This window comes from Alteromonas sp. 07-89-2, assembly GCF_013113925.1.
In the GTDB taxonomy this organism is placed as follows: Bacteria; Pseudomonadota; Gammaproteobacteria; order Enterobacterales; family Alteromonadaceae; genus Alteromonas; species Alteromonas macleodii.
Window position 1 is genome coordinate 1 of sequence record NZ_VTYM01000012.1, and the last position, 22,680, is coordinate 22,680.

Annotated in this window: 20 protein-coding genes; 4 read left to right on the top strand and 16 right to left on the bottom strand. The window is 45.6% G+C overall.

Annotated elements, in window-relative coordinates:
* Positions 1–136 precede the first annotated feature (136 nt).
* From F0261_RS09605 to F0261_RS09675, 15 genes are all read right to left on the bottom strand, one after another.
* Entirely contained in the window at positions 137–796 is a 660-nt protein-coding gene (locus F0261_RS09605; protein ID WP_014950680.1) for a response regulator transcription factor, read from the bottom strand.
* A gap of 272 nt (positions 797–1,068) precedes the next feature.
* Positions 1,069–1,929 (bottom strand): hypothetical protein, encoded by an 861-nt coding sequence (locus tag F0261_RS09610; RefSeq protein WP_171337833.1) that lies wholly within the window; start codon positions 1,927–1,929, stop codon positions 1,069–1,071.
* A gap of 200 nt (positions 1,930–2,129) precedes the next feature.
* Positions 2,130–3,359, bottom strand: a complete 1,230-nt coding sequence (locus tag F0261_RS09615; RefSeq protein WP_171337834.1) for a porin — start codon at positions 3,357–3,359, stop codon at positions 2,130–2,132.
* A gap of 282 nt (positions 3,360–3,641) precedes the next feature.
* A complete protein-coding gene (locus F0261_RS09620) occupies positions 3,642–6,134 on the bottom strand; it encodes a TonB-dependent receptor (protein WP_171337835.1) in 2,493 nt (830 codons plus the stop codon).
* A 121-nt stretch (positions 6,135–6,255) separates the two neighbouring features.
* Positions 6,256–8,061, bottom strand: coding sequence for an insulinase family protein (locus F0261_RS09625; protein ID WP_171337836.1), 1,806 nt, complete (start codon positions 8,059–8,061; stop codon positions 6,256–6,258).
* 87 nt (positions 8,062–8,148) lie between these two features.
* Positions 8,149–9,309: a pyrroloquinoline quinone biosynthesis protein PqqE gene (gene pqqE, locus F0261_RS09630; RefSeq protein WP_171337837.1), complete on the bottom strand. Its 1,161-nt coding sequence runs from the start codon at positions 9,307–9,309 to the stop codon at positions 8,149–8,151.
* Positions 9,299–9,688 (bottom strand): pyrroloquinoline quinone biosynthesis peptide chaperone PqqD, encoded by a 390-nt coding sequence (gene pqqD / locus F0261_RS09635; RefSeq protein WP_171337838.1) that lies wholly within the window; start codon positions 9,686–9,688, stop codon positions 9,299–9,301. The genes pqqE and pqqD overlap by 11 nt, the downstream gene beginning before the upstream one ends.
* A complete protein-coding gene (gene pqqC / locus F0261_RS09640; RefSeq protein ID WP_171337839.1) occupies positions 9,688–10,443 on the bottom strand; it encodes a pyrroloquinoline-quinone synthase PqqC in 756 nt (251 codons plus the stop codon). Before pqqC ends, pqqD begins: the two co-directional genes overlap by 1 nt.
* 2 nt (positions 10,444–10,445) lie before the next feature.
* Positions 10,446–11,366 carry a pyrroloquinoline quinone biosynthesis protein PqqB gene (gene pqqB / locus F0261_RS09645; RefSeq protein ID WP_171337840.1) on the bottom strand — a complete coding sequence of 307 codons (921 nt, stop codon included), beginning with the start codon at positions 11,364–11,366 and terminating at the stop codon, positions 10,446–10,448.
* A gap of 72 nt (positions 11,367–11,438) precedes the next feature.
* Positions 11,439–11,510 carry a pyrroloquinoline quinone precursor peptide PqqA gene (gene pqqA / locus F0261_RS20220; RefSeq protein WP_071953288.1) on the bottom strand — a complete coding sequence of 24 codons (72 nt, stop codon included), beginning with the start codon at positions 11,508–11,510 and terminating at the stop codon, positions 11,439–11,441.
* Between the two features lie 104 nt (positions 11,511–11,614).
* A complete protein-coding gene (locus F0261_RS09655; RefSeq protein WP_171337841.1) occupies positions 11,615–13,474 on the bottom strand; it encodes a leucyl aminopeptidase in 1,860 nt (619 codons plus the stop codon).
* Positions 13,471–14,253 (bottom strand): ABC transporter permease, encoded by a 783-nt coding sequence (locus F0261_RS09660; RefSeq protein WP_171337903.1) that lies wholly within the window; start codon positions 14,251–14,253, stop codon positions 13,471–13,473. The genes F0261_RS09655 and F0261_RS09660 overlap by 4 nt, the downstream gene beginning before the upstream one ends.
* Positions 14,253–14,975, bottom strand: a complete 723-nt coding sequence (locus F0261_RS09665; protein ID WP_171337842.1) for an ATP-binding cassette domain-containing protein — start codon at positions 14,973–14,975, stop codon at positions 14,253–14,255. The genes F0261_RS09660 and F0261_RS09665 overlap by 1 nt, the downstream gene beginning before the upstream one ends.
* A complete protein-coding gene (locus F0261_RS09670; protein WP_171337843.1) occupies positions 14,966–15,949 on the bottom strand; it encodes a PQQ-dependent catabolism-associated beta-propeller protein in 984 nt (327 codons plus the stop codon). Before F0261_RS09670 ends, F0261_RS09665 begins: the two co-directional genes overlap by 10 nt.
* Positions 15,946–17,295 carry an ABC transporter substrate-binding protein gene (locus F0261_RS09675; protein WP_253819381.1) on the bottom strand — a complete coding sequence of 450 codons (1,350 nt, stop codon included), beginning with the start codon at positions 17,293–17,295 and terminating at the stop codon, positions 15,946–15,948. Before F0261_RS09675 ends, F0261_RS09670 begins: the two co-directional genes overlap by 4 nt.
* A gap of 184 nt (positions 17,296–17,479) precedes the next feature.
* Here F0261_RS09675 and F0261_RS09680 point away from each other — a divergent pair, with 184 nt between their 5' ends.
* The 3 genes from F0261_RS09680 to pedF all read left to right on the top strand — a co-directional run bounded on the left by F0261_RS09680 (position 17,480) and on the right by pedF (position 21,268).
* Positions 17,480–18,388, top strand: coding sequence for a transporter substrate-binding domain-containing protein (locus F0261_RS09680; protein WP_171337844.1), 909 nt, complete (start codon positions 17,480–17,482; stop codon positions 18,386–18,388).
* Between the two features lie 300 nt (positions 18,389–18,688).
* Positions 18,689–20,476: a PQQ-dependent methanol/ethanol family dehydrogenase gene (locus tag F0261_RS09685; protein WP_014980238.1), complete on the top strand. Its 1,788-nt coding sequence runs from the start codon at positions 18,689–18,691 to the stop codon at positions 20,474–20,476.
* Positions 20,477–20,770: 294 nt separating this feature from the next.
* Positions 20,771–21,268 carry a cytochrome c-550 PedF gene (gene pedF / locus F0261_RS09690; RefSeq protein WP_014980237.1) on the top strand — a complete coding sequence of 166 codons (498 nt, stop codon included), beginning with the start codon at positions 20,771–20,773 and terminating at the stop codon, positions 21,266–21,268.
* A 144-nt stretch (positions 21,269–21,412) separates the two neighbouring features.
* Here the strand turns inward: pedF and F0261_RS09695 are convergent, their stop codons facing one another.
* The gene (locus F0261_RS09695; protein WP_014950661.1) at positions 21,413–22,345 is read right to left on the bottom strand and encodes an AEC family transporter; all 933 of its coding nucleotides are present in this window, start codon (positions 22,343–22,345) and stop codon (positions 21,413–21,415) included.
* A 185-nt stretch (positions 22,346–22,530) separates the two neighbouring features.
* Between F0261_RS09695 and F0261_RS19950 the strand changes: the two genes are divergently transcribed.
* Positions 22,531–22,680: a hypothetical protein gene (locus F0261_RS19950; protein WP_253819386.1), complete on the top strand. Its 150-nt coding sequence runs from the start codon at positions 22,531–22,533 to the stop codon at positions 22,678–22,680.

The window sequence follows — 22,680 nt, forward strand, 5'->3', positions numbered from 1 at the left end:
CGTTGTAATATCCATTTGGGTCTCCTCACCTTGTTAACTTGATTGTTCAATTCCAAGTTTGGCACATTGCGATGCCGTTTGAGGGGGGAGACCATTCCATCGTTAATCTTTGATGCATAGCAAAGAGCAACAGGTCTTAATTAAAGACGTATTGGTTAAAGTCGATATTCGCGGCACTGGCCACAACCTTTACTCGGTTGCTGGCGCCTAATTTTTTGAGAATAGATGAGACGTGAGACTTAACCGTGGTTTCAGAAATATTAAGCTCATAGGCAATCACTTTATTGGCTAACCCTTGAGTTAGATATTTCAGTACGGTCAGCTCTTTTCGTGTTAATGAACGAATTTGCTCCGGCGAAATACCGTTGTCATTGGTCATGCGTGTTCTGGTAGACGGCGTTCTCAATATCTCTGATGGTAAGCACACGTTCCCTTCAAAAATACTCTCGATAGATGTGGCTATTTCTTCAATCTTGCTGCTTTTTGAAATAAAGCCAACGGCACCGTAAGAAATGGTTTGCAGTATATTTTGCTTTTCCGTTTCAGCGGAAATAATCACTACAGGTACGTTAGGGTGTTGGTTTCGAATTTCCAAAAGTCCGTTTAGGCCACAGGTTTCAGGCATATTTAAATCAAGCATGATTAAGTCGAACTTCGCGTCTTGCTCTAGTAACGTTAACGCTTCAGAAATTGAATTGGCTTCGAGGGTTTCTGAGTCGGGAAACTTTTTCCCTAAGATAGTAATCATTGCGTGACGAAAAATAGGGTGGTCGTCAATTATCAAGATACGGTGCATGGTCTTTCCCTCAGCTAAAAAAGCGACATTTGCCGCTGGCCTTGTGACTTATTTGGGCTGGCGTTTTATTCACACATAAGCCTTTTAGTAAGACAAAATTGTGGCGTAAATGAAACGATTCAAAGTGACCAAATTCCCCGAAATATTAAAAGCTAAACAGTCACTTCACGTGTTTACAATGTTAACATTAATATAACATTAAATCAGGCCTAATAAGACCAATGGCTTATAATAAAAAAGCACGTAAGACCAGTACTGACGGGACTTTCGTTCTATAACTCGTCAAGTAACTGTCTTCTTTTTTCGGCGTATTCTGTTTCGCTAATTAGGTTTGCCTTTTTTAGTGCATCTAACCGTTTAAAACGAGCAACGATATCGTTTTCTGCTGGTGAGGGGGCTGAGCCAGCTACGTTTTTCTTACTGGGTGTGTTTTCCCTATTCGCTGGGGAAAGTGTTTCCTTTTCTACAGGTGCTTCAAATGCCAGCTGAGTCGGTGCGACCACCCAATCGAAGCGATTTTTCATTTTCAGTTCTATACCAGGTGCGGAAAAAGAGAGTGGGGAATCGAATGAGAACTTTGCTTGTTTCCGATTACCAAAATCAAAGTCGTATTTTACCAAGCCCTGAGAAGTAGGATCATAAGCCATTTCGTAGGCTTTATTGGCTACTTTGTCGAACTCGCCAATAAGAATATTGAGGTGATCGTCTGTGATGAAAATACTGCCTGCAACGTAATACGTTTGTGTTTTAAGGCCTGCCAAATAGCGCTTCTCTTTACTAAGGGCAAAAATTACGTCTTGCTGAGCAGTCGCTGTTCGCAGCGCCTCAGGCAGATAGGCTGCAAGTAACGTAACTTGTTCGTTGGAAAAAAGCGGTGTTGACGTATTTTTGTTCTTAACCACCTGAATAGCGCTAAGTATGGCGGATACATCCTGCTCGTGCATCGTAAAAGGGTGTTGGTTGGCACGCATGTCACTGTCTGCTTCGCTGGGCTTTTCAACAAGGCGAATGAAATTGTTTTTGTCCTCCTGAAATATGACCTGTGCGTCTGCGATATGTACTGTCGTTATGAAAAGTAGGGCTAACAGAATGGGTCGAGCTGAACGTAATGAAAATAGAGATATATTTTTCATGATCTTTCCTTTTTCAATAGGAAAAGCGAGAGTGAATCTCGCTTTTTTATGTCATATCTTTTAGCTTAATTTTAATTTCTTATTTAAGTGTAAAATTAATCAGTTTTTTATCATTGATTAAATGAATCGAGTAATTTTTAAATTTCAGAATAATTAGATATAAGTTCAATGTTAAAATATGACTGATTTTTAACTCTCAATTAAAAGAACACAGTGCCACCTAGTTGAATTAGCGTTAAGTCTTCTGCGCTGTTATAAATTCCTTGCGCAGATTCTGAACCATCAATATCTAAACTTAGATTTTCGTATTTCGCGTACACCAAGAAGCGCGAGCCAAAATATTGTTCTGCTGCAACACCCCACTGACTAAGCTCTGAGCCGGTAACGCCATCTAAATGCGCCATGCCGTATTGGTCGTTATAACTTGCATATTCAGCATAGAAAGCAGAATCACCAAAGCGATTAAACTGTTTTCTTATGCCTGCTTTAAAGTAATAGGCATCCGTATCGTCACCCGAGCCAACAATCGCGTCGTCAGCTTCTTCCATCTGATAAGTGGCTACCCCAAATACTCCTGATTCAAGATGCATGACGCCAGTTTGCAGTTGCAGCGTAGTTGAACTGTTGCCCCCAACATTGCTACCGCCATCTTTATTCACTGAGTAACCTGCGTGAAGGTTAGTTTTGAAGCCTTCGTGTTCAGCAGCATATTTAACCGCAATATCGTAGATTTCGTCGTTTGCATAACCAACTGCAATACTCACATTGCCCATTTGAGGAAGATCGTAGCGTACGCCATTACGGTAAATCCCGTTACAATCTAGCCCTATACCCAAACCAGGTGTTGCCAGACACTGAGCAAATTGACCCCACGCGACATTGGTTGAACCTTCTTCTACGCCTCGAATATAGAAGCCATTAGCTCTAAATAATGGAGAAATTCCCGACCAGATTGTGCCAGAAGGATCGGCTAGAACGGCAATGTTATCGGTGGGAAGGCTTTGTAAACCAATGGTGATTTTACCCCAGTCGCCACCAAAGTAGAGGCTACTGCCCAACAGGCCTATGTCGCCGCCGTTGAAGGTGTCTAAGTTATCCTGATTGGCAAACAAAAGCGGGGTTTGATGGCCACCACCGGCGTAGTTGGGTGCGCCTGAAAGAGGTTCAATAATGACCTCAAAGCCCACGTCCATGCCTTGTTCTTCCAGTTTATAGTTTCCTGAAAGCGTAATACGGCTGCCTAGCGTTGTACCGTTGTCTGACAGTTGTGCCACATCACTACCCACACCGTCGTCGTAATAGGTTAAGCCTTCGTTTATCCACCCAGAGATATTCCATGAATAGGGCTCGTCCTGGGCAAAACTATGGCTACTGACTGTGCTTAAAATGGCAATAGATAAACAGGTTTTTGTAAATGTATTCTTTTTCATTTTACTGTCCCAATATTGGTAGTGTTGATTAATTACAGTGGCTTTTTGTTGTTATTTTCGACTGGTTTTAATGCTTTTCGGTGTCCAGTAAATTGATAATAGGTTTTATTGAATTTTGAACCATTGGCCGTAAGGCGTGTTAATCTCCTTCTTTAGTAGCGGGAAAATTAAATGTATAAATGATAAAAAACGCGACTACTGTGAAAAAGTAAGTCGCGTTTTTTGATTTTTTTTGCAGCTTTTGTGTGAATAAAAGCGCGTGTAGTAACAACTGCTACCTTATTAGAATCTCGCTTTTAGATTTACACTGACCATTCGCGGTTGTGCGGGGCCCACGAACTCTGCACCTTCTACGTCGGGATAAATGTCTTCTAATACCTCATCCGCCTCGCCATAAGTGCCGAAGGTTTCATAGTCTTTGTCAAACAGGTTGTTCACACGTAGCGATGCGGTAAATGTGTCGTTGAAACGGTACGATGCATAAATGTTTGCAATAACGTATCCGTCAATCTTTTCATTTTCGTTAGCCTCATCGCCTCTAAAGTACTGACTAGATGCTGAAATAACTTCTGCCCCTAAACGCGCTTTATCCGTTAAGGCGTAATCTGCGTAGAGCTTGACTAAATGCTCTGGCTGGCCTGGAATTTTGTCACCTGGCGTTACGAGTCTGTCTGGACCCTGAGGGTTAAAGGGGCTAAACGACGTGAATGTCGATTCATAGGTTGCGTTAAGATAGTTGTAGTTTAACCGGTAGGTTAGTTTTTCCCACGTTGATCCTACGCTGAATTCAACGCCCTGACGCTGGGTTTCATCAACGTTAATAAAGTATCCGCGAGAGGCAACAGAGCCAGCTTGTTGGAAGATAATGTCGTCCTTACTCCTACTATGAAAAACATTTAGCATCAGGTCGATGTTATCAATGCGTGTGGTGTAGTTCGCTTCAATAGTTTGGGTGACCACCTGATCAAGAGGAGGATCGGCCACAAAACCGTTCGGTAAGCGGCACGGGTCGTCTTCATCTGCACAGCTTAACTCTGCTGGGCTTGGCGTTCTTGAAGACTGGCTGATTGCAAGATTAAGCTGGCTTTGCTCATCAATAGTAATGTCTACACCTACCGCTGGGTTAAATTGGGTAAAACGGTGATTACCGTCCAATGAACCTTCACCGTCATCAATCAGGTCTTCCATAACAATATGGTCTCGGTTAAAACGTCCACCAAGATTGAGTGATACGGCTGAAGAGAGCTGTGTACTATTCATGAAAAATAGCGACCATGCGGTGGTGTCTACATCTAATCTAACCCTGGCTTCTTGTGCCATGAGCCCGTCGATGGGTAAAACGGTGCGTGAGTCTTGTGCAGATTCGTTTTCCAAAATACCAAATGTAGTATCAGCGGCGTAGTTAACATCTCCTTTGGTGTAGCTGGCACCAACAATTAACTCTGAACTGAAGCCGCTTAAGGCATATTGTTTTGCTAGCTGAAAAGATAACCCAGTCGCTTTGGCGTCTGTGCGGCCCGTATTGTATGTACCATCAAGTTCATCTGCGTCCACATCTGATATTTCGGCAAGCGCGGTGTCGTCATCAAAGCCAATAAATTCAACCGCTTCTATATCGTCGCCTTCTCCTACAACAGGCAAATCATCGTCATCATCGTCGTCGCCATCATCATCACTATTAAGCGGAGCATCATCATCGTCGTCATCATCTTCAAATTCACACAGTGTTACGCGTCCATCAGCGAACTGGCAGGCACCAAAATCACTGTCATCGCCGTTGATTGATTGAGTTTGTGTGTCGCGATAAAACATATTGGCGGTTAAATATAGGGTGTCAGTTAGAACAAAATCACCAGTGATATTAACGTGCGTAAGTTCGTTGTTGGTCTGATCGGGGTGGGTGTAGACCGCTTCTCTGCCTTCAATATCCAGCAGTTCAATAGGTGATGCACCGTTGCCAAGTAATTCGTTATCGGCCATAAACAGGTTCATGTCGAGATGCATCTTGTCACTTTTATAAGCAAGGGACGTAAATAATTGCTGCACTTCAGATGGCGAATAGTCACGCCAGCCATCTTCCTCATAGTGATTCAGGTTCACATAATATGCCCAGTGATCGTTGTGACCACCTGATTCCACAGACGCGGCTTTCTGACCAAATTGACCAGCTTGTAAATCGATTTCATTGGCGTTGAAACTAAACCCTGTTTTCGTTGTTAGCGCAAGGGCGCCACCTAGCGTGTTCTGGCCAAACATCGGGTTTGAACCCGAGTATAAAGAAACGGTATCGATAGCATCTAGCGGCATTAGGTCCCAATGCACGGTATCGCCAAACGCTTCATTAACCCGACCGCCGTTTAGGTACACCGAAATGCCCTGAGGTAGGCCAAGCAGCGGAGAGGCAGTAAACCCGCGATATTGCAGGTCGGGTTGGAACGGATTGTTTTGAACATCGTTTAGGTTCACGCTTGCCAGCTGAGTTTTGAGTAGCTCTGGTAGTGAACGGTTAACGCTCCCTTCAATGTCATCTTGAGTGAGTGTTTGAACGTTGCCAAATACGGCGGAGTTATTGTTGTTGGCGCTAAGCGGCGTCGCTCCCTGCACCTCTATAACCTCGTAGCGATCTAGTGCAATGGTAGCGCCCGCAGTGGAACTAAACGCATAGGTTATCGCGCTTGCAATAATCGCAAGAGCAAATGGTGAACGGGCAAGTTGATGTGTTGGGAGTTGTGAAACGTTTTGGCTAGAGCTGTTTGTTGAAATTCGCGTAGGCATGCTATTGACTGCTTGGTTATTGATTATAGCTTTAGTATTGCCCTAACCATTCCCTAAAAATATCCTCCTTAAGAGGGAGGAAGTATCATAAATTGGTAGCAGTGTTTTTTCCCGAATTTCCCTATATGGGCATCGACAAAATCGTATTGCACCAGCTTTTACGCTCTTTGATATTTGTATCGCTTGCACCAAACAAATACAGGTTATTTTCATAAGTCGCAGCGCCTAGTGCGTAGCATTCTCCCGAGGTTCTTGGTTGCCAGAAAAGGTGGTGTGCCAATACCTTGTGTAGTCTTGCCTGTTGATAGAAAGCAATGCGATACACCCAGTGCGAGGCTGAATTTAGAGGCACTGACTCTACTGTTGTGGAGGGGGACGGGTTTAAAAATGGTGCTAAGTCCGAAGCAATTTGCTCAGCGTTAAATTGCGCTAAAGCAGTGGTGTTTCTAGCGAGGGGGTGTAACAACCGTGGGAGCGAAGGCAAGTTCTCTAAAGTAATAAAATGTTGGTACTTGGAGACAAGACGCGGTAGGAAAAGCGCTTGGTCGATATTGGGAGCGCTGGCTCGCGCGGAAAAGTCTTTGCGTGCCTTTCTAATCCGCTCGAGAGCGATTGACTTTTCAGGTGAAGGTAGAGCCCCCAAATAGGAGTGCGATACCTTATTAGCACTCGCCAAATAAGCGCTTTTGGTGGCACAATCTTTGGCGGCACGCTCGTTCAAAGACAACCCATTCGTTAATTGCGCAAAATAACGAATGGCTACACCTACACCTTCTGCGTGTTTATCAGTGTCTGGCATCGGGTTTGAAGGCGCGATATCTAATGAGGCGAGACACGTGGATACGACATCTTTTGGTCGTTCCAACTCTTGATTATTACTACCCTTTGTCTGCTTATGTGTCAGTTTTTTTAAAAGCCTTGGTGCAGCTTCTCTTGAAAACTCTCTTGCTTCTTCTTTAATCGCTTCTTTTGTGACGAGGCGAATTGCAAAGTTACCTTGTTGATTAATTTCGGGGTCAATAAATAAGGTGTTTTCAGGGCCTGCTACAGTGTTAAGCGTTGCTTCTTGCTTCTGTAAACCATTTAGAAAGCACTGAGGAAACCACCAGGTTAATACATGCCTTATTGATTCGTTTTCGCCTTTTGTCGTTTGCGCATCAAGAGTGGCTTCATTGTCTAAATGTGAGTGTTCGCGTTGAGGTGAGTGCTGATTCAGAGGGGCGTCTCTGTTCAGGGTTGGACCTTCGCTTAAAGCCGCTTTCTCGTTCAAGGCTGTTTCCGCGCTCAAGGCTGTTTCGGCGCTCAGGGCTGTTTTTTCGCTCAGGGTTTTCGTTGCGCTCAGGGCTGTGACCACCTCTTTGCACTGTTCAAATAATAGGGGGGAATCGCTGTAAACCAGCGTAGTAATATTGTTTGGCTGATACCACAGGCGTTTGTAGTCTTGAAGCGCTTGAATACTGTTGCTGCCTATGGTTTGTGTAAAACCACCTGCGTGTTGATAGGCATTTTTATCGGTATCGGCTAATCGAATAGCGGCGTTTAACGCATAGTCGCTGTTTGCCTCTAACATGGCGAGCTCTTTAAAAATAACCCCGTCACGCTCCAAAGTAACCTCATCGGTACCGTAATCCCGGTTAAGCAGGCCACAGTACAGGTAATGTATAGCATCAAGCAGTACATTCGCTTTATCAGACGAGGCGAAAAAGAAGGTGTACTGGGCGAGCGTGGTAGCGTTAATAGTGACGGGCAGAAGTGTATTGGCCGTAAAAAGCTCGTGGGCAGCGGGGTAGTGGTGAGAGCGTCGAAAGCTCATGTGCTCAGCTAAATGAGACAACCCAGTGTGGCCTGCTGCAGGGGTTCTTAGCGCAAAAACAACGCTATGCACTTTTGACCAAGAACCGGCATCAATGAAATGAAATTCAGACATACACTTTTATCATTACGGGTTTACAGTCTCTCTTACCACTCAGCGCTCACCACTTCGTACTCGCCACATAGTATTTATCCCAAACACTTAGCTTGATGTATTTACTTCTAGAATGGGAATCGGCTTTTCCACCTTCCGATACTGAAGTGCCTTCGACGGTGCAGTACCTGCTTTATCGGTAATGCCTTTCATCAAATGGTGATCAGGCGACTTACTGCAAACCGGATCTGTCTTATACATATCACCTGTTAGCAGGTAGGCCTGGCACCGGCAGCCGCCAAAGTCTTTGTCTTTTTCATCGCAGTCTTTACAGGGGGATGGCATCCAACTATCGCCACGGAAATGATTGAAGCTAAAGTCTTGGTGCCAAATATCGTGCAACGAGCGTTCTTTTACATTAGGAAAACGAAGGGGCAATATCTTTGCGCTGTGACAAGGAAGGGCACTGCCATCTGGCGTTACGGTTAAAAACGTTGTACCCCAGCCATTCATGCACGCCTTTGGGCGAGATTCGTAGTAGTCGGGCGACACAAATATGAAGGTTGGCCCCTTGCCGTTTTGCTGTGCTCGATAGCGGTTCACTGCGGCCTCAGCTTCCTGTAGCTGCTGTGATGTAGGCAGCAAATGGTCTCTGTTTTCATAGGCCCAGCCATAATACTGTACGGTTGCCAGCTCGACAAAATCAGCGTTCAGCTGCTCGCTGAGCACCATCACGTCTTCTATTTCGTGAATGTTCTGCGCGGTAATACAGAAGTTGAGCACCATAGGGTAGTTGTATTGTTTTACCAGCTTCGCAATTTTAAGTTTTTGTTCAAATGAGTGGCGCTTATTGCCTATTAAGTCGTTGACTTCGGCATTGGCTGCCTGAAAGCTCAACTGAATGTGATCAAGGCCGGCTTCTTTGAGTTTGGCAATACGTTTTTCTGTCATGCCAATGCCAGAGGTGATCAAGTTGGTGTAAAAACCCAAAGCCCGCGCATAAGCGACCAAGTGCGCCAAGTCTTTTCGAAGCAATGGCTCTCCGCCAGAAAAGCCCAATTGCACGGCGCCCATTTCCCGCGCTTCACGCAGTACACGCTCCCAATGCTCAGTAGAGAGCTCATTAAATGTTTCTTCCATATTTACTGGGTTTGAGCAATAGGGGCAATGCAATGGGCACTGATAAGTAATTTCGGCTAGGAGCCACAGCGGAGGCGTTATGGTATTTGGTACGTCGGTTTGTAACTCAACGTCTGTATTATTCGTCATAGCGGATCCACTTCTTTTGCTCGGCATGAAGTAGAAATGCGTGAACATCTTCTTCTAAATCTTCAGGTGCATCTGGAAACGCCTGGCGAAGCTCAGCACAAATAGCATCTTCCGTATTTCGGCCATCTACTCGCTTAAGAATTTCTGCCGCAGAAGGATTAAGTTTGATCATTCCTTCGGGGAACAACAAAACATAACAACCCTGAGCGTTCTCGTACTGCATGCGAAAAAGCGGGTTTAAAGAAGCTGTTTTGTCTCTTTTTCGGCCGCCCTCGTTGTTGTGACTGCTGCTATTTTCAATGTTACCTTCCACGTTATCAGCACCGACGCTATCAGCATCTAAGTGGTGCTGGGTTTGCGACTCTAATTTCGACATCATTAAAACCTCCCTTTATGGCACACCCGCTGGTCGGCAATACCATCAAACGGCTTTCTCTTATATTCATAGGCAAAGCAAATGGCATCAGCAATGCTCCACAAAATATCAATTTTGAACTGCAGTATATTGAGCGCATGTTCTTGCTGTTGTCGGGTAATAAAGTGGTCAAGGGTAATCTGCAGGCCATGCTCTACATCACGGCGCGCCTGACTTAACCGCATTTGAAAGTAGGTAAAGCCTTCACTATCAATCCATGTATAGTGCAAAGGCCAGGTATCTAGTCGGCTTTGATGTATTTCAGGGGCAAACATTTCAGTTAATGATGAGCAGGCAGCCTCTTCCCATGACGCACGGCGGGCAAAATTCACATAGGCATTTACTGCAAACTTAACCGCTGGCAACAGGTGGGTTTCATCAAGCAATTCACTGCGGTTCAAGCCTACTGCTTCGCCTAACCGCAACCAGGCTTCTATGCCGCCCAGTCCGTCTTCACCTTCCCGTCCATCGTGATCAATAATTCGTTGGATCCAGGTTCTGCGTACCGATTGGTCTTCACAATTCGCTAAAATTGCCGCGTCTTTAACCGGTATCGCCATTTGATAATACAGTCGGTTGGCCACCCAGCCCTGAATTTCATCAACGCTGCAGCGTCCTTCATTCATACGTTTATGAAAGGGGTGATGAATATGGTAGTAAGCGCCTTTTTCTCTCAGTTTTTGTTCGAATTCTTGTCTCGACCATGCGTGTTCTGTCATTACTACACCTCAATTTCCATACCGTCGTAAGCCAATTCAATACCCTGCTCACACAGGCTGTGATAAGCACTGGAGTCTTCGTCAAGCACGCGATTTGTGTTGTTGATATGAATAAGCACTTTACGCTCAACGTTAAATTCATTTAAAAGCGCTATGGCTCCGCCCTTTCCATTAACCGGCATGTGGCCCATATCCGTGCCCAGCTTGTTGCTGAAACCGTGATCTATCATTTCTTCATTGGCCCACAGCGTACCGTCAAATAGCACGCAGTGAGATTCACGCATCACTTGTTTTACTGTGTCGTTTGCCTGCATGCAGCCCGGCGCATAAAAAAGCACGTTGCCCGTGGTGTCGTCAGTTATCTTTAGGCCAATATTGTTGCCCGGCACAATGTTGTCGCGATACGTCGAATAAGGGGGCGCATTAGACTCTAATACCACAGGTTGGAAAGTCAGGCCTTCTGCCCCCTTTGGTACAAAGCGTTGATGATAATCGGTATTAATTGAATGCTGTTGCAGTCCGCCGTGCCAGTGTTTTAATACGGTAAAAAGCGGGAAGCTGGTGGTTAGGTCTTCGGCCACAACATCGGTACAATAAACGGGAAGGGGTAAGCCTTCGCGCAATGTTAGCAGGCCTGTAGTATGGTCTATTTGACTGTCGGTAAGCACAATAGCGCTTATGCGTGTGCCGCGAGACACATGGGCGTCGGGCCACAGCTGCGGATGGCTATTTATCTGCTCCCTTAAATCGGGGGAGGCATTAATGAGAACCCAGTTGTTGCCATCGCTACTGACAGCAATGCTCGACTGTGTTCTGCCTTTCGCCTTTATTTTACCTTCCCGTAATCCCTTACAATTGGGGCAGTGACAATTCCATTGCGGAAATCCACCCCCGGCGGCAGCACCAAGAATCAATACGTGCATAACAACTCCATACTACAAGTAAAAAAAGGCTGCGTAGGCAGCCTTTTTGTTCATCATCCCAGAGGGCGTTGCCTAGCGGTTATTGATGTAAAGAGTTACTTCAAAACCAAGGCGCATTTCTGTGTATTGGGGTTTAGTCCACATAGTTGTTCCTCTTTTTTATGATTAAACGCATGAATGAGTATATGTTGAATATGTGTTAACAGATATCCTCCTAAGGGAGGAGAACTGTCATGAATTTTGATGATTTATTGATTATTTTTGATAGCGCAGCGGCTTAAGTAAGATAACAGCAAAGGAATAGGGCGGCCGGTTGCCGATAACGATTTGGTGTAGGTAAAAGCGGTTCCTGCCACATCGAGGTGAGCCCACGGCGTGCCGTCAGCAAAACGAGAGAGAAAGCAGCCTGCCGAAATAGCACCGGGAGAGTTTATGCCCGTATTCATCATATCCGCGTGCTGAGAGGTAATAGCGTCTTGATATTCTGGCCAAAGTGGGAAAGGCCAGCACCTGTCGTTAGCCTGTTCACCCGCTTCAACTAACGCATTTTCGAGCGCTGGAGCGTTGCTAAAAAGCGCAGTGGCTTTGTGCCCCAGTGCGCTAATGGCTGCGCCGGTTAGGGTTGCAATATCAATAATAACCGAGGGGGAGAACTGTTTCGCGTAGCTGATTGCATCGGCCATAAGCATACGCCCTTCTGCATCGGTGCTCATGACTTCCACGGTTTTTCCTGAGTGCATGGTGATAATGTCACCCGGGCGATAGGCTTTGCCATCAATCGCATTATCTGCGCTAGCCACAATACCAATAATATTTATATTTAACCCCAGTGTGGCGACAGCCTGAATGACGCCCAATACGCAGGCGGCCCCCGCCATGTCGTAAATCATATGGCGCATATCAGGGCTGCGTTTTAACGTTATGCCGCCGCTGTCAAACGTAACGCCTTTGCCAATTAACACTACCGGCGGTGAATTCTCTAAACCTTTGGCTGTGTAGCAAAGAATAGGCATGGTAGCGGCGAACTGTGAGCCTGCGTTTACCGCTAAATACCCGTTCATACCTAACTGCTTTAGCGTGCTTTCATTGAGGATATCGCAAGAAACCGTCTTAAAGGTTTGCGCCAGATGCTGAGCTTGTTCGGCCAGATAATCTGGCGTACATAAGCTGGCTGGCATGTGGGCGAGATCTTTAGCCCAGGTCATCGCGTCATTCAGGGCCGTTTCATAGCTTATAGTGTGTGAAACGAGATGCTTTTGCGCGGTATTAAAATGCTTGGCATCTAATGCAAGAGACAGCGTGCCCCTATTCTCAAGTGCTTGGTTAATTGCTCCATTGTTTGCGTCGTTTTTTTCAACACTATTTGCGGTGTTGTTGCCATCGCGGGCTCGACTGCTAGAAAACGAACGATTATTCGTCTTATAGCCCTTAAAGTGATAGCCATGCTTGAAATAGCTTCTAAGTAGCGCACTCAGAAACTGTGAGTGGCTCGCAATGGAGTTAACAGGGTCGCTGCTTACTGTTTCAGTGCTAGAAAGCGCCATAAACGACAGTTTTTCCAAGGTTACCGACACGCTTTTAAGCTTTTTAAACAATGCATCGAACTGCTGTTCTACGTAGCGAAATGCTGGCGCGTCATTTTGGCTCAAGTCACTGCTGCTTTTTGAATTAAACGCAGAATTTGAATCGCTAGCGTAGCTTGAGCGGTTAACCATGGAAGGGTCATTAGTTTTAGATAAAGTCGAGGAACGGCTAGAGACGTTGTGGGCATCTGACGCTTCAAAAAGCGCAAAATCGACACCATAAAACAGCACCCGTTTTACTTCAGCTAATTGTTGGCTAATTTTGTTTTTTCCGCTGTTTTCAGTATCAGGGATGTAACTTGCTTTAAACGCCTTAAGGCCTTGTACGAATACACATTCGCCTTTATTTCCTGCAAAACCTTCATCGTCAAAAACCTGCTCAATGTATGTCTTAGCGGGTGTTGAAAAGTGAAAGAGTTGGCTCGCTAATAACTCGGGAGTAGTTAAAATAAGTAAGCAGTCACTATCGTTTAACGTTTCAATTTTATTGCTTTCATTAGCCCAGATTAGGTTTGCTTTTATCACGAGAAGCGCCCTTTTGAGGCTTTGGGGCGAAAGCTTCTCACAGCGAAAATAAAAGTGATAGCCGTAAGGCAAAGTACAACGGCAAGCGCGTTGTGTTCGAGTTTTTCATAGAGCGCAAATCGCAGTAATTCTACGCCGCTACTAAAGGGGTTAAAGGCGCAAATCTGAAACAGCCATTCGTTGGCCTCACGCATTTTCCAAAGCGGGTATAGGGCGCTTGATAGAAAGAACAATGGGAAAATGACAAAGTTCATGACCCCGGCAAAGTTCTCTAGTTGCTTAATATAGTTTGCCAGTAATAATCCTAACGAACCTAAAAACAATGACAGTAGCGCAATAACAGGCAACGCATAAACGTATCCCAACGCAGATAGGCGTACATCTAGTAAAAGCGCAAAGGCAAAGAAGATGTACACCTGAATAGCGCTTACCAAGGTGTTGGCGATAAGCTTGCTGCCTAGCAGAAAAGGGCGGGGAACCGGGCTTAACAGCAATACTTTCATGCTGCCCATTTCTCTGTCGTACACCATGGACAATGAACTTTGCATGCTATTAAAAAGCACAATCATGGCGGCAAGCCCGGGTACAATATACTCTTCGTATAAAATATAACTCTCGTAAGGCTCGGTCATTGAAAGACCCAGCGCCGAACGAAACCCTGCGGCAAAAACAAATAGCCAAAGCAGGGGGCGCACCAATGCACTTAACAGGCGTGTGCGTTGCTGCCAGAACTTCAGCATCTCTCGGGTAAGTACGCCCACAAAACAGCGCCAATACATCAGGAGCCTTTCTGCATCAAATGCTGCCAAAGGTGCTCAATATCTTGTTGATGATATTTGGCTAACAATGCTTCACATTTATCGTGGGCTAACACTCGCCCCTTTGATAAGACTATCAGATTGTTGTTGTGCTTCACTTCTTCAAATAAATGGGTGGCCCACAGTACGCTTACGTTTTGGGAATGAGCGAGCGCTTGTACTACCTGCAAAATAAGATGACGGGATTCTATATCTAAGCCAACGGTTGGCTCGTCTAATAGCAACAAGGTTGGCTTGTGAATAAGGCAGCGAGCTAACTCAACCCGCCGTCTGTGCCCGCCATTCAAGTTTCGAATTTTTGTGTTGAGCTTGGTCGTAAGGTCGAGCTCGTCGAGCAGGCCTTGAATATGAGATAGCGCGCTAGCGGTACTTATGCCGTGGAGCGAAGCAAAGTAGGATAAATTTTGTTTTACTGATAAGTCGATATCTAAAGTATTTTGCTGAAATACCACGCCCATTTTCGCCATAATGTTTGTGCGAGATTGAGACAGGCTTGCACCATCAAAGGTAATGCTACCTTGCATGAGCTTTTGAAGGCCCGTAATTAGCGCAAATAAGGTACTTTTGCCTGCGCCATTTGGCCCAAGCAGCATGGTTAAGCCTGGTTTTAAACAAAGGCTTACATTATTTAGCGCGTGGTGGCTGCCGTACTGATGTGAAACCGCTTGAACCGCTATTTCCATTTAACCGCCACGCCCCAAGGGTAACGCCCCACTTTTACCGTATGCTCTACGTTTAAAGTGTTGGTATTGATGACAGAAACATCACCGCTCACACCGTTAGTGGTCAGCAATAAAGACTGATCTTGGTTAAACGCTAATTGCCACACTCGTCGCCCAACCAAAATGTAGTCTTCCACTTCGAAGGTATCGGTATTGATGACCGCTATGCGATTTGCTGGGCCAAGCGCCACGAAGGCGTAGGGCTTATCTTTCATAAGCACAATACCCACTGGCTGAACCTTGTCGCGATAAACGCCTTTAATAGCAAAGGAAAGGGTCTTCACTTTTTGCTTAGTAGCAGTATCGAAAATACTAACGGTGCCACCTATTTCCGAGCTTACCCAAAGGTACTTGTCATCTTTGGTAAAGTGAGCATCTCTGGGTCTTGCATCAACCAAGCTATTTGCAATATTTTCGTGAGTTTTGGTATCTATCCAGTGCACCATGTTAGTGGTTTCTGATGTAACGACCATCATGCTGCCGTCGTGACTCACAGCCAGCCCCTCAGGCTCTACGCCTACATCTATCTGAGAAATGACCTGAGCCGTTGGAATATCGATAACAGTTAGGAGGGCATCGTCTTCATTAGCCGTGTAAATAGTGGTGCCGTTAGGGTGTAAAGCTATGGTTTCAGGATCTGCACCTGAGGGAAGATCGCCCACTATAGAGTGGGTAGACAAATCCATAATTTGAATGCGATCAGCATCAGAGGCACAGATATACGCGTGGGACTGGTCTGCACTTAAAATAAACCCTCGGGGTCGCTCTCCAACCTCGATAGTTTCAACCACATCAAATGTCGTCATATCAATGACAGATAGCGTGTTGTCTTTTTCGTTGGTGACATACGCTTGAGGAAGAGCAAAGGCTTGAGGAAGTGTTAAGGCAAAGGTTGCCATTAAACTGCCAAGCAAGAGTGCAAAGCGATAGCTCATAACTTGTCCTTACAGGTAGTGTGTGTTGCGCCTAATGTGTCCAGTTCGTTGGTTTGGTGCAAAAAGCCTTCAAGGGGCGCATGAGTCACCAGTGCGTCTTCGTGGGCCAGCGCAATAGGCTGGCGAAATTGGTGGGTGTAGGGGCGAATAGAAAGAGGGCGACCTTTATAAGCCCCCAGTGTGTAGTGGTCGCTAAGCAAGGTGTTAAGAATTCCCTGCTGCTTTAAATCGCTTCCTTGCTGCGCAGCATTTGCTACGGCCATTACCGCAAGGTACGCAGCGAAGTCGACTTCATTCATGTGTCTGTTAAACCCGTCGTTAAAACGGCTTTGAAGCTGACGGGCGCCCCATTGTTCGTGGGTAAAATGCCAACCCAGTGCTTTTAGGCCTGCAGCGCCTACCACAGGTACGGGATAATAGGTGTTAAAGGGTAGGCTATACGCGAATTGTGCCGCGCTATCGGCGGTAAAAACAGCCTGATAGGTTTCTGTTGTTCGCGTAAATTGCGGGATTTCAGCAAAGGCAGCCCTGCGTAAATCAAAACTGTCCTGCCACTGTTTAGTTTCAACCAGTGAAAGCTTGAATTTTTTAGCGCTGCGTTTGAACGCGGCTAGGTATGCATCATCGTTAGCGGTTTTTCCGTAAACTGCAAATATCTCGTCAATACGCTTAGTGCGAAACCACTGGGCTAGCGCGTCGGCTTTCATCTGATAACTGGGGATCGTATGAAACAAGGGCAGGCGACAAGAATTTTGTCTCAGCAAATCATCGCTATTAGCTACGTTAAAAAATACGGCATTAGGAAGCGTGCTTTGAATAGTGGTAATCAACGGCTTAATTGAGGCTGCCTTTACCTTATCACTGCTTCGCATGTCCAGCAGTACAATGGGTGCAATGTTGCCTTGCTGATTGCTGCTTATTTCTTTGTGATTTGCGTTAGCACCTGAAGCAGAGTGCTGGCGTGTTTTAGCTAAAGAAGCTTGCAGTTCGCCGATAGAAGGCACACTGATTTCAGTTAGCTCAAACTGATAACCAAGAAATTTTCCCGTGATATTAGCATCCTTTATCGCCACACTTGCGCCAGCTGTCCCTTCATTGCTGGGGGACTTTAAATAGTCTGGTGTGCCTGGTGGAGGTGTGCCCGCAATTTTTATGTAAATGACCACAATAGTGGCAAAAGAGGCCTGTGGTGCAGCTTGTTGGGCCTGAGAAGATTGCGCTTCATTAAACGCAAGCGCGCTGTTTAAAAACGGTAACAGAACGCAGCAAAAAAGAGACGCTACACACTTTTGATAGCGCTTACCGGTTAATCGTGTTTCAACCGTGCTTTTTACACCCTTTGCCATATATCACCCCGAGCTCAGCAGCATGCTTTTGCTGATATCTGTTTGTCTGACATAAGGGTATATGGCAATTTTCCCGAAGAACATCCTCCTAAAGGAGGAATGCTATGGCGCTAAAGTAGCATTAGTAAAATCACGCTAACCCCTTAGTATGCTTAAGAAGTTCGATTGAATAAGTGGGTAAGCTGTGCAGTTAGTTAAACCTTTTCGAGTTATTTTCATTTTACTCTGCCTGATAACGGGTTCTGCGCTTTCTGCGTTCGGGGAAGCAAGATCGTTAGACGATATTAAAGACAGCGGTTTAATTAGAATTGCGGTGTACACCGACTATCCTCCATTTTCATTTATCAAAAACGACAGCCCCACAGGTATTGATATTGATATCGCCCGTGAAATCGCGAGCGCCCTTGATGTTGAGCTAGAACTGATATGGATGACACCAGGTGAAACGACAGAAGACGATTTTAGGAATTACCTATGGAAGGGTCATATTATTCACCGCATTAAGGCCGATGTGATGATGCGCGCGCCTTATGACCCCAGTTTTTCTCAAAAACGCGACGACGTGGGCTTGTTAGTTAATGAGCTTGTTCATATGTTTGCCCCCTATCAGCGTGAAAGCTGGCAAATCATTCACAACACGCAAACCTTGCCCGAAGTGGAAACCATGGGCATGTTTCAGTATCACACGATTGGTGCGGAAATAGACAGCATTCCCCACTTTTACTTAACATCAGCGTTTGGCGGCCGATTGCGAGAAAAAACATCGCACTATGGCTCAAACGCAGAAGCGATTGACGCGATGAAAGCGGGAACCGTCGAAGCGGTAATGGGATTGCGCTCGCAAATATCCTACCTCAGTCAGTTTGTTGATAATGAGCAATATCGCCTTGCAAGCAACGCGTTTCCGCTTATTGGAAAGCAAAAGTGGGATATAGGACTTGCTGTTCATACTAATTATCGCGCGCTTGGCTATGAAATTGGTGATGTAATTACGCGAATGGTGGTAGAGGGCGATATGCAACGGCTATTTGAGAAATACAAAACCCTTTATGAGATGCCGCCTTATTTTGCAGGGAATGAAAGTTCAGAATAAGATAATTCAGTATAAAAGCATGTGACCAATAGCGTTCAGAGCGATAGTACTTTAGGCAATAATTCTATGGCCAATTGCCTTCTTACCTCTAGCGCCGTTATCAGTCACCCATTACTTTAAAAAGACGTGAAAGCGTAAAGGTGTTAAACAAAAGGGAAAATAGCCCTTCATTCCTCCTCCTAAAGGAGGAGTCAAATCACTCCGCTGTTGCATAGGCATCGACATCACCCCTAGCTATGCTAATCCTAACGAATAGTCTGAAACAGACCATTTATGGCCTACATGCAACTAGGAACCGTTATGAATAATAATATGCCAATTAAAAAACTTGCCCTATCAATGCTGATTTGTGCAAGTGCGTTAACTCCTGTCCATGCTGTTGTCACCGACAAAGATATTCAAAATGACCACAATACTACTGACGATATAGTGACGTACGGAATGGGCTTAAAAGCACAGCGTTATAGCCCGCTAACCGCCATTAACCGCGATACAGTAGAAGAAGTACGTCCTGTGTGGGCGTTCTCATTAGGCGGTGAAAAGCAGAGAGGGCAAGAATCGCAGCCACTGGTAAAAGATGGCGTGATGTATGTAACGGGATCTTACTCTCGTGTGTGGGCCATCGATGCGAGAACGGGTGAAGAATTATGGCAATATGAAGCGCGTTTGCCAGACGGCATTATGCCTTGCTGTGACGTGATAAACCGTGGCGTTGCGCTTTACGATAATCTGGTCATATTTGGCACTTTGGATGCCAAGTTAGTCGCACTGGATAAAGACACGGGCAAAACCGTTTGGAAGAAAAAAGTTGAAGACTATCGAGCGGGCTACGCCATTACTGCAGCGCCTATTGTTGTTGACGGAAAAGTCATTACAGGGATTTCCGGTGGTGAATTCGGTATCGTCGGTAAAGTGTATGCTTACGACGCGAAGTCTGGCAAACAGCTATGGGTTAGACCTACCGTTGAAGGGCACATGGGGTATCTATGGAAAGACGGTAAGAAAACCGAAAATGGAATTTCAGGCGGTGCGCCAGGCAAAACATGGCCTGCTGATTTATGGAAAACCGGTGGTGCAGCAACGTGGCTAGGCGGCACTTATGACTCAGATACGGGCTTGCTATTCTTCGGTACGGGTAACCCTGCACCGTGGAACTCTCACCTACGTCCGGGCGATAACTACTTCTCGTCGTCGCGCTTAGCTATTGATCCTAATACAGGAAAAATTGTGTGGCACTTCCAAACCACGCCGCACGATGGCTGGGACTTCGATGGCGTAAACGAGCTTATCTCGTTTGACTACCAGGAAAACGGCAAGACAGTGAAAGCGGCGGCAACCGCCGACAGAAACGGCTTTTTCTACGTCCTTAATCGCGAGAACGGTGACTTTATCCGCGGCTTCCCGTTTGTTGACAAATTAAACTGGGCAAAGGGACTGGATGAAAAAGGTCGACCTATCTACATTGAAGAAAATCGCCCAGGAAGCCCAGCGCAATCAGCTGATGGTAAACAAGGTGAACAGGTCGTAGCGCGTCCTGCGTTCTTAGGCGGTAAAAACTGGATGCCAATGGCCTATTCAAAGGATACTGAACTCTTCTATGTGCCTTCAAACGAATGGGAAATGGATATTTGGAACGAGCCTACCTCTTACAAGAAAGGTGCAGCGTACCTAGGTGCTGGTTTCACCATTAAATCAGTGAATGAGGACTTTATTGGCGTACTTAAAGCGATTGACCCCAAAACAGGTAAAACCGTTTGGCGCTATAACAACTTCTCTCCACTTTGGGGCGGCGTGTTAACTACAGGTGGTGGTTTGGTTTGGACCGGTAACCCTGAAGGTTATCTTATGGCCTTTGACGACAAAACTGGCGAAATGGTTTACAAGTTCCAAACTGGCTCAGGTATTGTTGGCTCTCCAGTGACATGGGAAATGGATGGTGAGCAGTACATCTCTGTACTATCTGGATGGGGCGGCGCAGTGCCATTATGGGGCGGTGAAGTTGCAAAACGCGTGAAGCACTTCAACCAAGGCGGCACCGTGTGGACGTTTAAATTGCCCAAGCGCTATCAGCAGGTGGCAAAAAACTAACCTTAGCTAAGCAGTAAATAGTGATTAATACATGGCCAGCGCCTACGTGCGCTGGCCTTTTTTCATCACCTATTCATTAACCTGTTGGCAAGGTAAGTCTTTATCATTCTTATGGGCGTTATTTCGACTTTGACTTTAGTACTAACGTTGAAGCAGCAACGGTAAAGCTTGCGCTTTCAGTGGCTATCATTGTGGTCTCCTACCAAAGGAGGAGCCTTTCAAAACCAAAGTAGAGTTACCCCTTATTTCCTCGTACGTATACTTGATTCATAGTCTTTTGAGGATGTATGAATTATGAAAACAAAAATATCGATGTTGTTTGCTGCACTCGTGGTAACTGGCTTGTCTGGCCACGTGTTTGCACATGGAAATGTTATCCCTCAAGGAGCAGATAGCTCAGCTATGCCGCCAATCACTGATGGCGATGAGTCTGAAAATGGCTGGGTGTTTGAAAACCCATATCGAAGCCTTGATGAAGAAACCAAAACGAAGGTCATCAAGTTTGGTGAGTCAGCTTATGCAAATAACTGTGCAGGTTGTCACGGCTTGCACGCGCAGTCTGGCGGAATAAACCCAGACCTTCGTGAACTCGACCCAGAAAGTTTTGAAGACGACGAATGGTTCGTTGAGCGCTTGCGTTTTGGCTCGGCGAAAGGCATGCCTGCACTTGGCGGTATTCCTGAAGGTCAAACCGATCCTATCTTAGACCAAGAGACACTTTGGGCTATTAAAACCTACGTTGAAGCACGTCGCGTTGTGGCCATTGAAGAGGGTGAGATAGAAGCAGATTAGGGCGACGTCTGTTACGCCTTTTTCGCCGGGTTAACGTCGAGTTACCCGGCGCTTTTCGTTTCCAATAACGTCTAACAACACATCAATAGCCTCACTCTTCACTGTTTATAAACTTAAAATGCGCTTAACAACGACGTATTTTCATCACACCAGCTGTAGTTTACTTAATATTCCAAAGGCGAGGGCGGTAATAGGCAGAGATGCCAATGTGCTCACTGCGATGATACTTGCCGCCAAACGATAATCACCGCCTAAGTTTCTAACCATGACATAGCTTGCTGCAGCAGTAGGTGAAATGGCGAGAAGAAGAACAATGCCCAGCTCCATACCTCTAAATCCAAAAGCATAGGCAAACGCGACTAATATGGTGGGATAAACCACGCATTTACTGGTTGTACTAAGCACAATGTTAAACCAGTCACTGGAGAATGAGCGGAACTGTAGGGAAGCACCGGTACAAATAAGTGCAAGTGGCAGTGTTAGCTGCGCAAAGTATTCACCGGTTTTTATCAAGGTGGTGGGCAATTGCCATTCGAAGTAAGAGAAGGGGAGCGCTGCCGCGATAGAAAGAATTAGCGGGTTTTTCGCCATGCCAGTAACTTGACCCAACAAAGAACGCGACGTGCCTTGATAAAAATTAAGAACAAAGACAGACAATACGTTAAACAATATAGTAATACACCCCATATAGACCGAGGCTACAGCAAGCCCTTCTTGCCCATAGGTATTGGCACAATAAGCAAGGCCAATAATGCCCATATTGGCTCTGAAACCGCCTTGTACAACCACACCTCTGGCTTTGTACGGATGTACGGTCAGATGAGAGGTAATCATCAGAGCGGCAAAAACAATGAGCGTGCCCATAACCCCAACGCCTATCAGCGATAGGTTGGCGGCTTTAGAAAAGTCTGCTCGCGCTATCGATAAAAACAACAGCGCAGGGAGTGCAACGTTAAATACCAGTTTAGATCCAGCTTCTATAAACCCTTCATTGAGCCATTTAATGCGAAAAAATAGCCATCCCATTAACAGAAGGATCAAAACAGGAATCAGCGTGCTGGTAATAAAACTAAGCATAAAAGATACGTAAGCCTTTACATGTGGAAACGAAACAACATAAAAACGCATTTGTAGAATATTGATGAATTTAACCTATTCACAAACGGTTTTGATAAGCGTAACTTAATATTTATATAAGAAAGGGTTGCCGATACAAAAGCTAGCCCTGTGTTTTAAAGCCCCCTATTCAAAAGAATTGATGTATGAAAGCACTTCTTTTATTTATTGGTTTTGTAATAGTTAATTGCTTGTGGGGCGGGCTCTCTCACGCTTACGCTAAAAGTACTGCGTCTTTAGATAAAATGCAGTTAGTTAACGACAAGCTGTGGATGTATTACGAGGAAGGTAGTTAG

What these genes read in the sequence shown, in the direction of transcription:
- F0261_RS09605 (WP_014950680.1), bottom strand. Translation starts at nt 796, where the DNA reads ATGCACCGTATCTTGATAATTGACGACCACCCTATTTTTCGTCACGCA.
- F0261_RS09610 (WP_171337833.1), bottom strand. Translation starts at nt 1,929, where the DNA reads ATGAAAAATATATCTCTATTTTCATTACGTTCAGCTCGACCCATTCTG.
- F0261_RS09615 (WP_171337834.1), bottom strand. Translation starts at nt 3,359, where the DNA reads ATGAAAAAGAATACATTTACAAAAACCTGTTTATCTATTGCCATTTTA.
- F0261_RS09620 (WP_171337835.1), bottom strand. Translation starts at nt 6,134, where the DNA reads ATGCCTACGCGAATTTCAACAAACAGCTCTAGCCAAAACGTTTCACAA.
- F0261_RS09625 (WP_171337836.1), bottom strand. Translation starts at nt 8,061, where the DNA reads ATGTCTGAATTTCATTTCATTGATGCCGGTTCTTGGTCAAAAGTGCAT.
- pqqE (WP_171337837.1), bottom strand. Translation starts at nt 9,309, where the DNA reads ATGACGAATAATACAGACGTTGAGTTACAAACCGACGTACCAAATACC.
- pqqD (WP_171337838.1), bottom strand. Translation starts at nt 9,688, where the DNA reads ATGATGTCGAAATTAGAGTCGCAAACCCAGCACCACTTAGATGCTGAT.
- pqqC (WP_171337839.1), bottom strand. Translation starts at nt 10,443, where the DNA reads ATGACAGAACACGCATGGTCGAGACAAGAATTCGAACAAAAACTGAGA.
- pqqB (WP_171337840.1), bottom strand. Translation starts at nt 11,366, where the DNA reads ATGCACGTATTGATTCTTGGTGCTGCCGCCGGGGGTGGATTTCCGCAA.
- F0261_RS09660 (WP_171337903.1), bottom strand. Translation starts at nt 14,253, where the DNA reads ATGTATTGGCGCTGTTTTGTGGGCGTACTTACCCGAGAGATGCTGAAG.
- F0261_RS09665 (WP_171337842.1), bottom strand. Translation starts at nt 14,975, where the DNA reads ATGGAAATAGCGGTTCAAGCGGTTTCACATCAGTACGGCAGCCACCAC.
- F0261_RS09670 (WP_171337843.1), bottom strand. Translation starts at nt 15,949, where the DNA reads ATGAGCTATCGCTTTGCACTCTTGCTTGGCAGTTTAATGGCAACCTTT.
- F0261_RS09675 (WP_253819381.1), bottom strand. Translation starts at nt 17,295, where the DNA reads ATGGCAAAGGGTGTAAAAAGCACGGTTGAAACACGATTAACCGGTAAG.
- F0261_RS09685 (WP_014980238.1), top strand. Translation starts at nt 18,689, where the DNA reads ATGAATAATAATATGCCAATTAAAAAACTTGCCCTATCAATGCTGATT.
- pedF (WP_014980237.1), top strand. Translation starts at nt 20,771, where the DNA reads ATGAAAACAAAAATATCGATGTTGTTTGCTGCACTCGTGGTAACTGGC.
- F0261_RS09695 (WP_014950661.1), bottom strand. Translation starts at nt 22,345, where the DNA reads ATGCTTAGTTTTATTACCAGCACGCTGATTCCTGTTTTGATCCTTCTG.
- F0261_RS19950 (WP_253819386.1), top strand. Translation starts at nt 22,531, where the DNA reads ATGAAAGCACTTCTTTTATTTATTGGTTTTGTAATAGTTAATTGCTTG.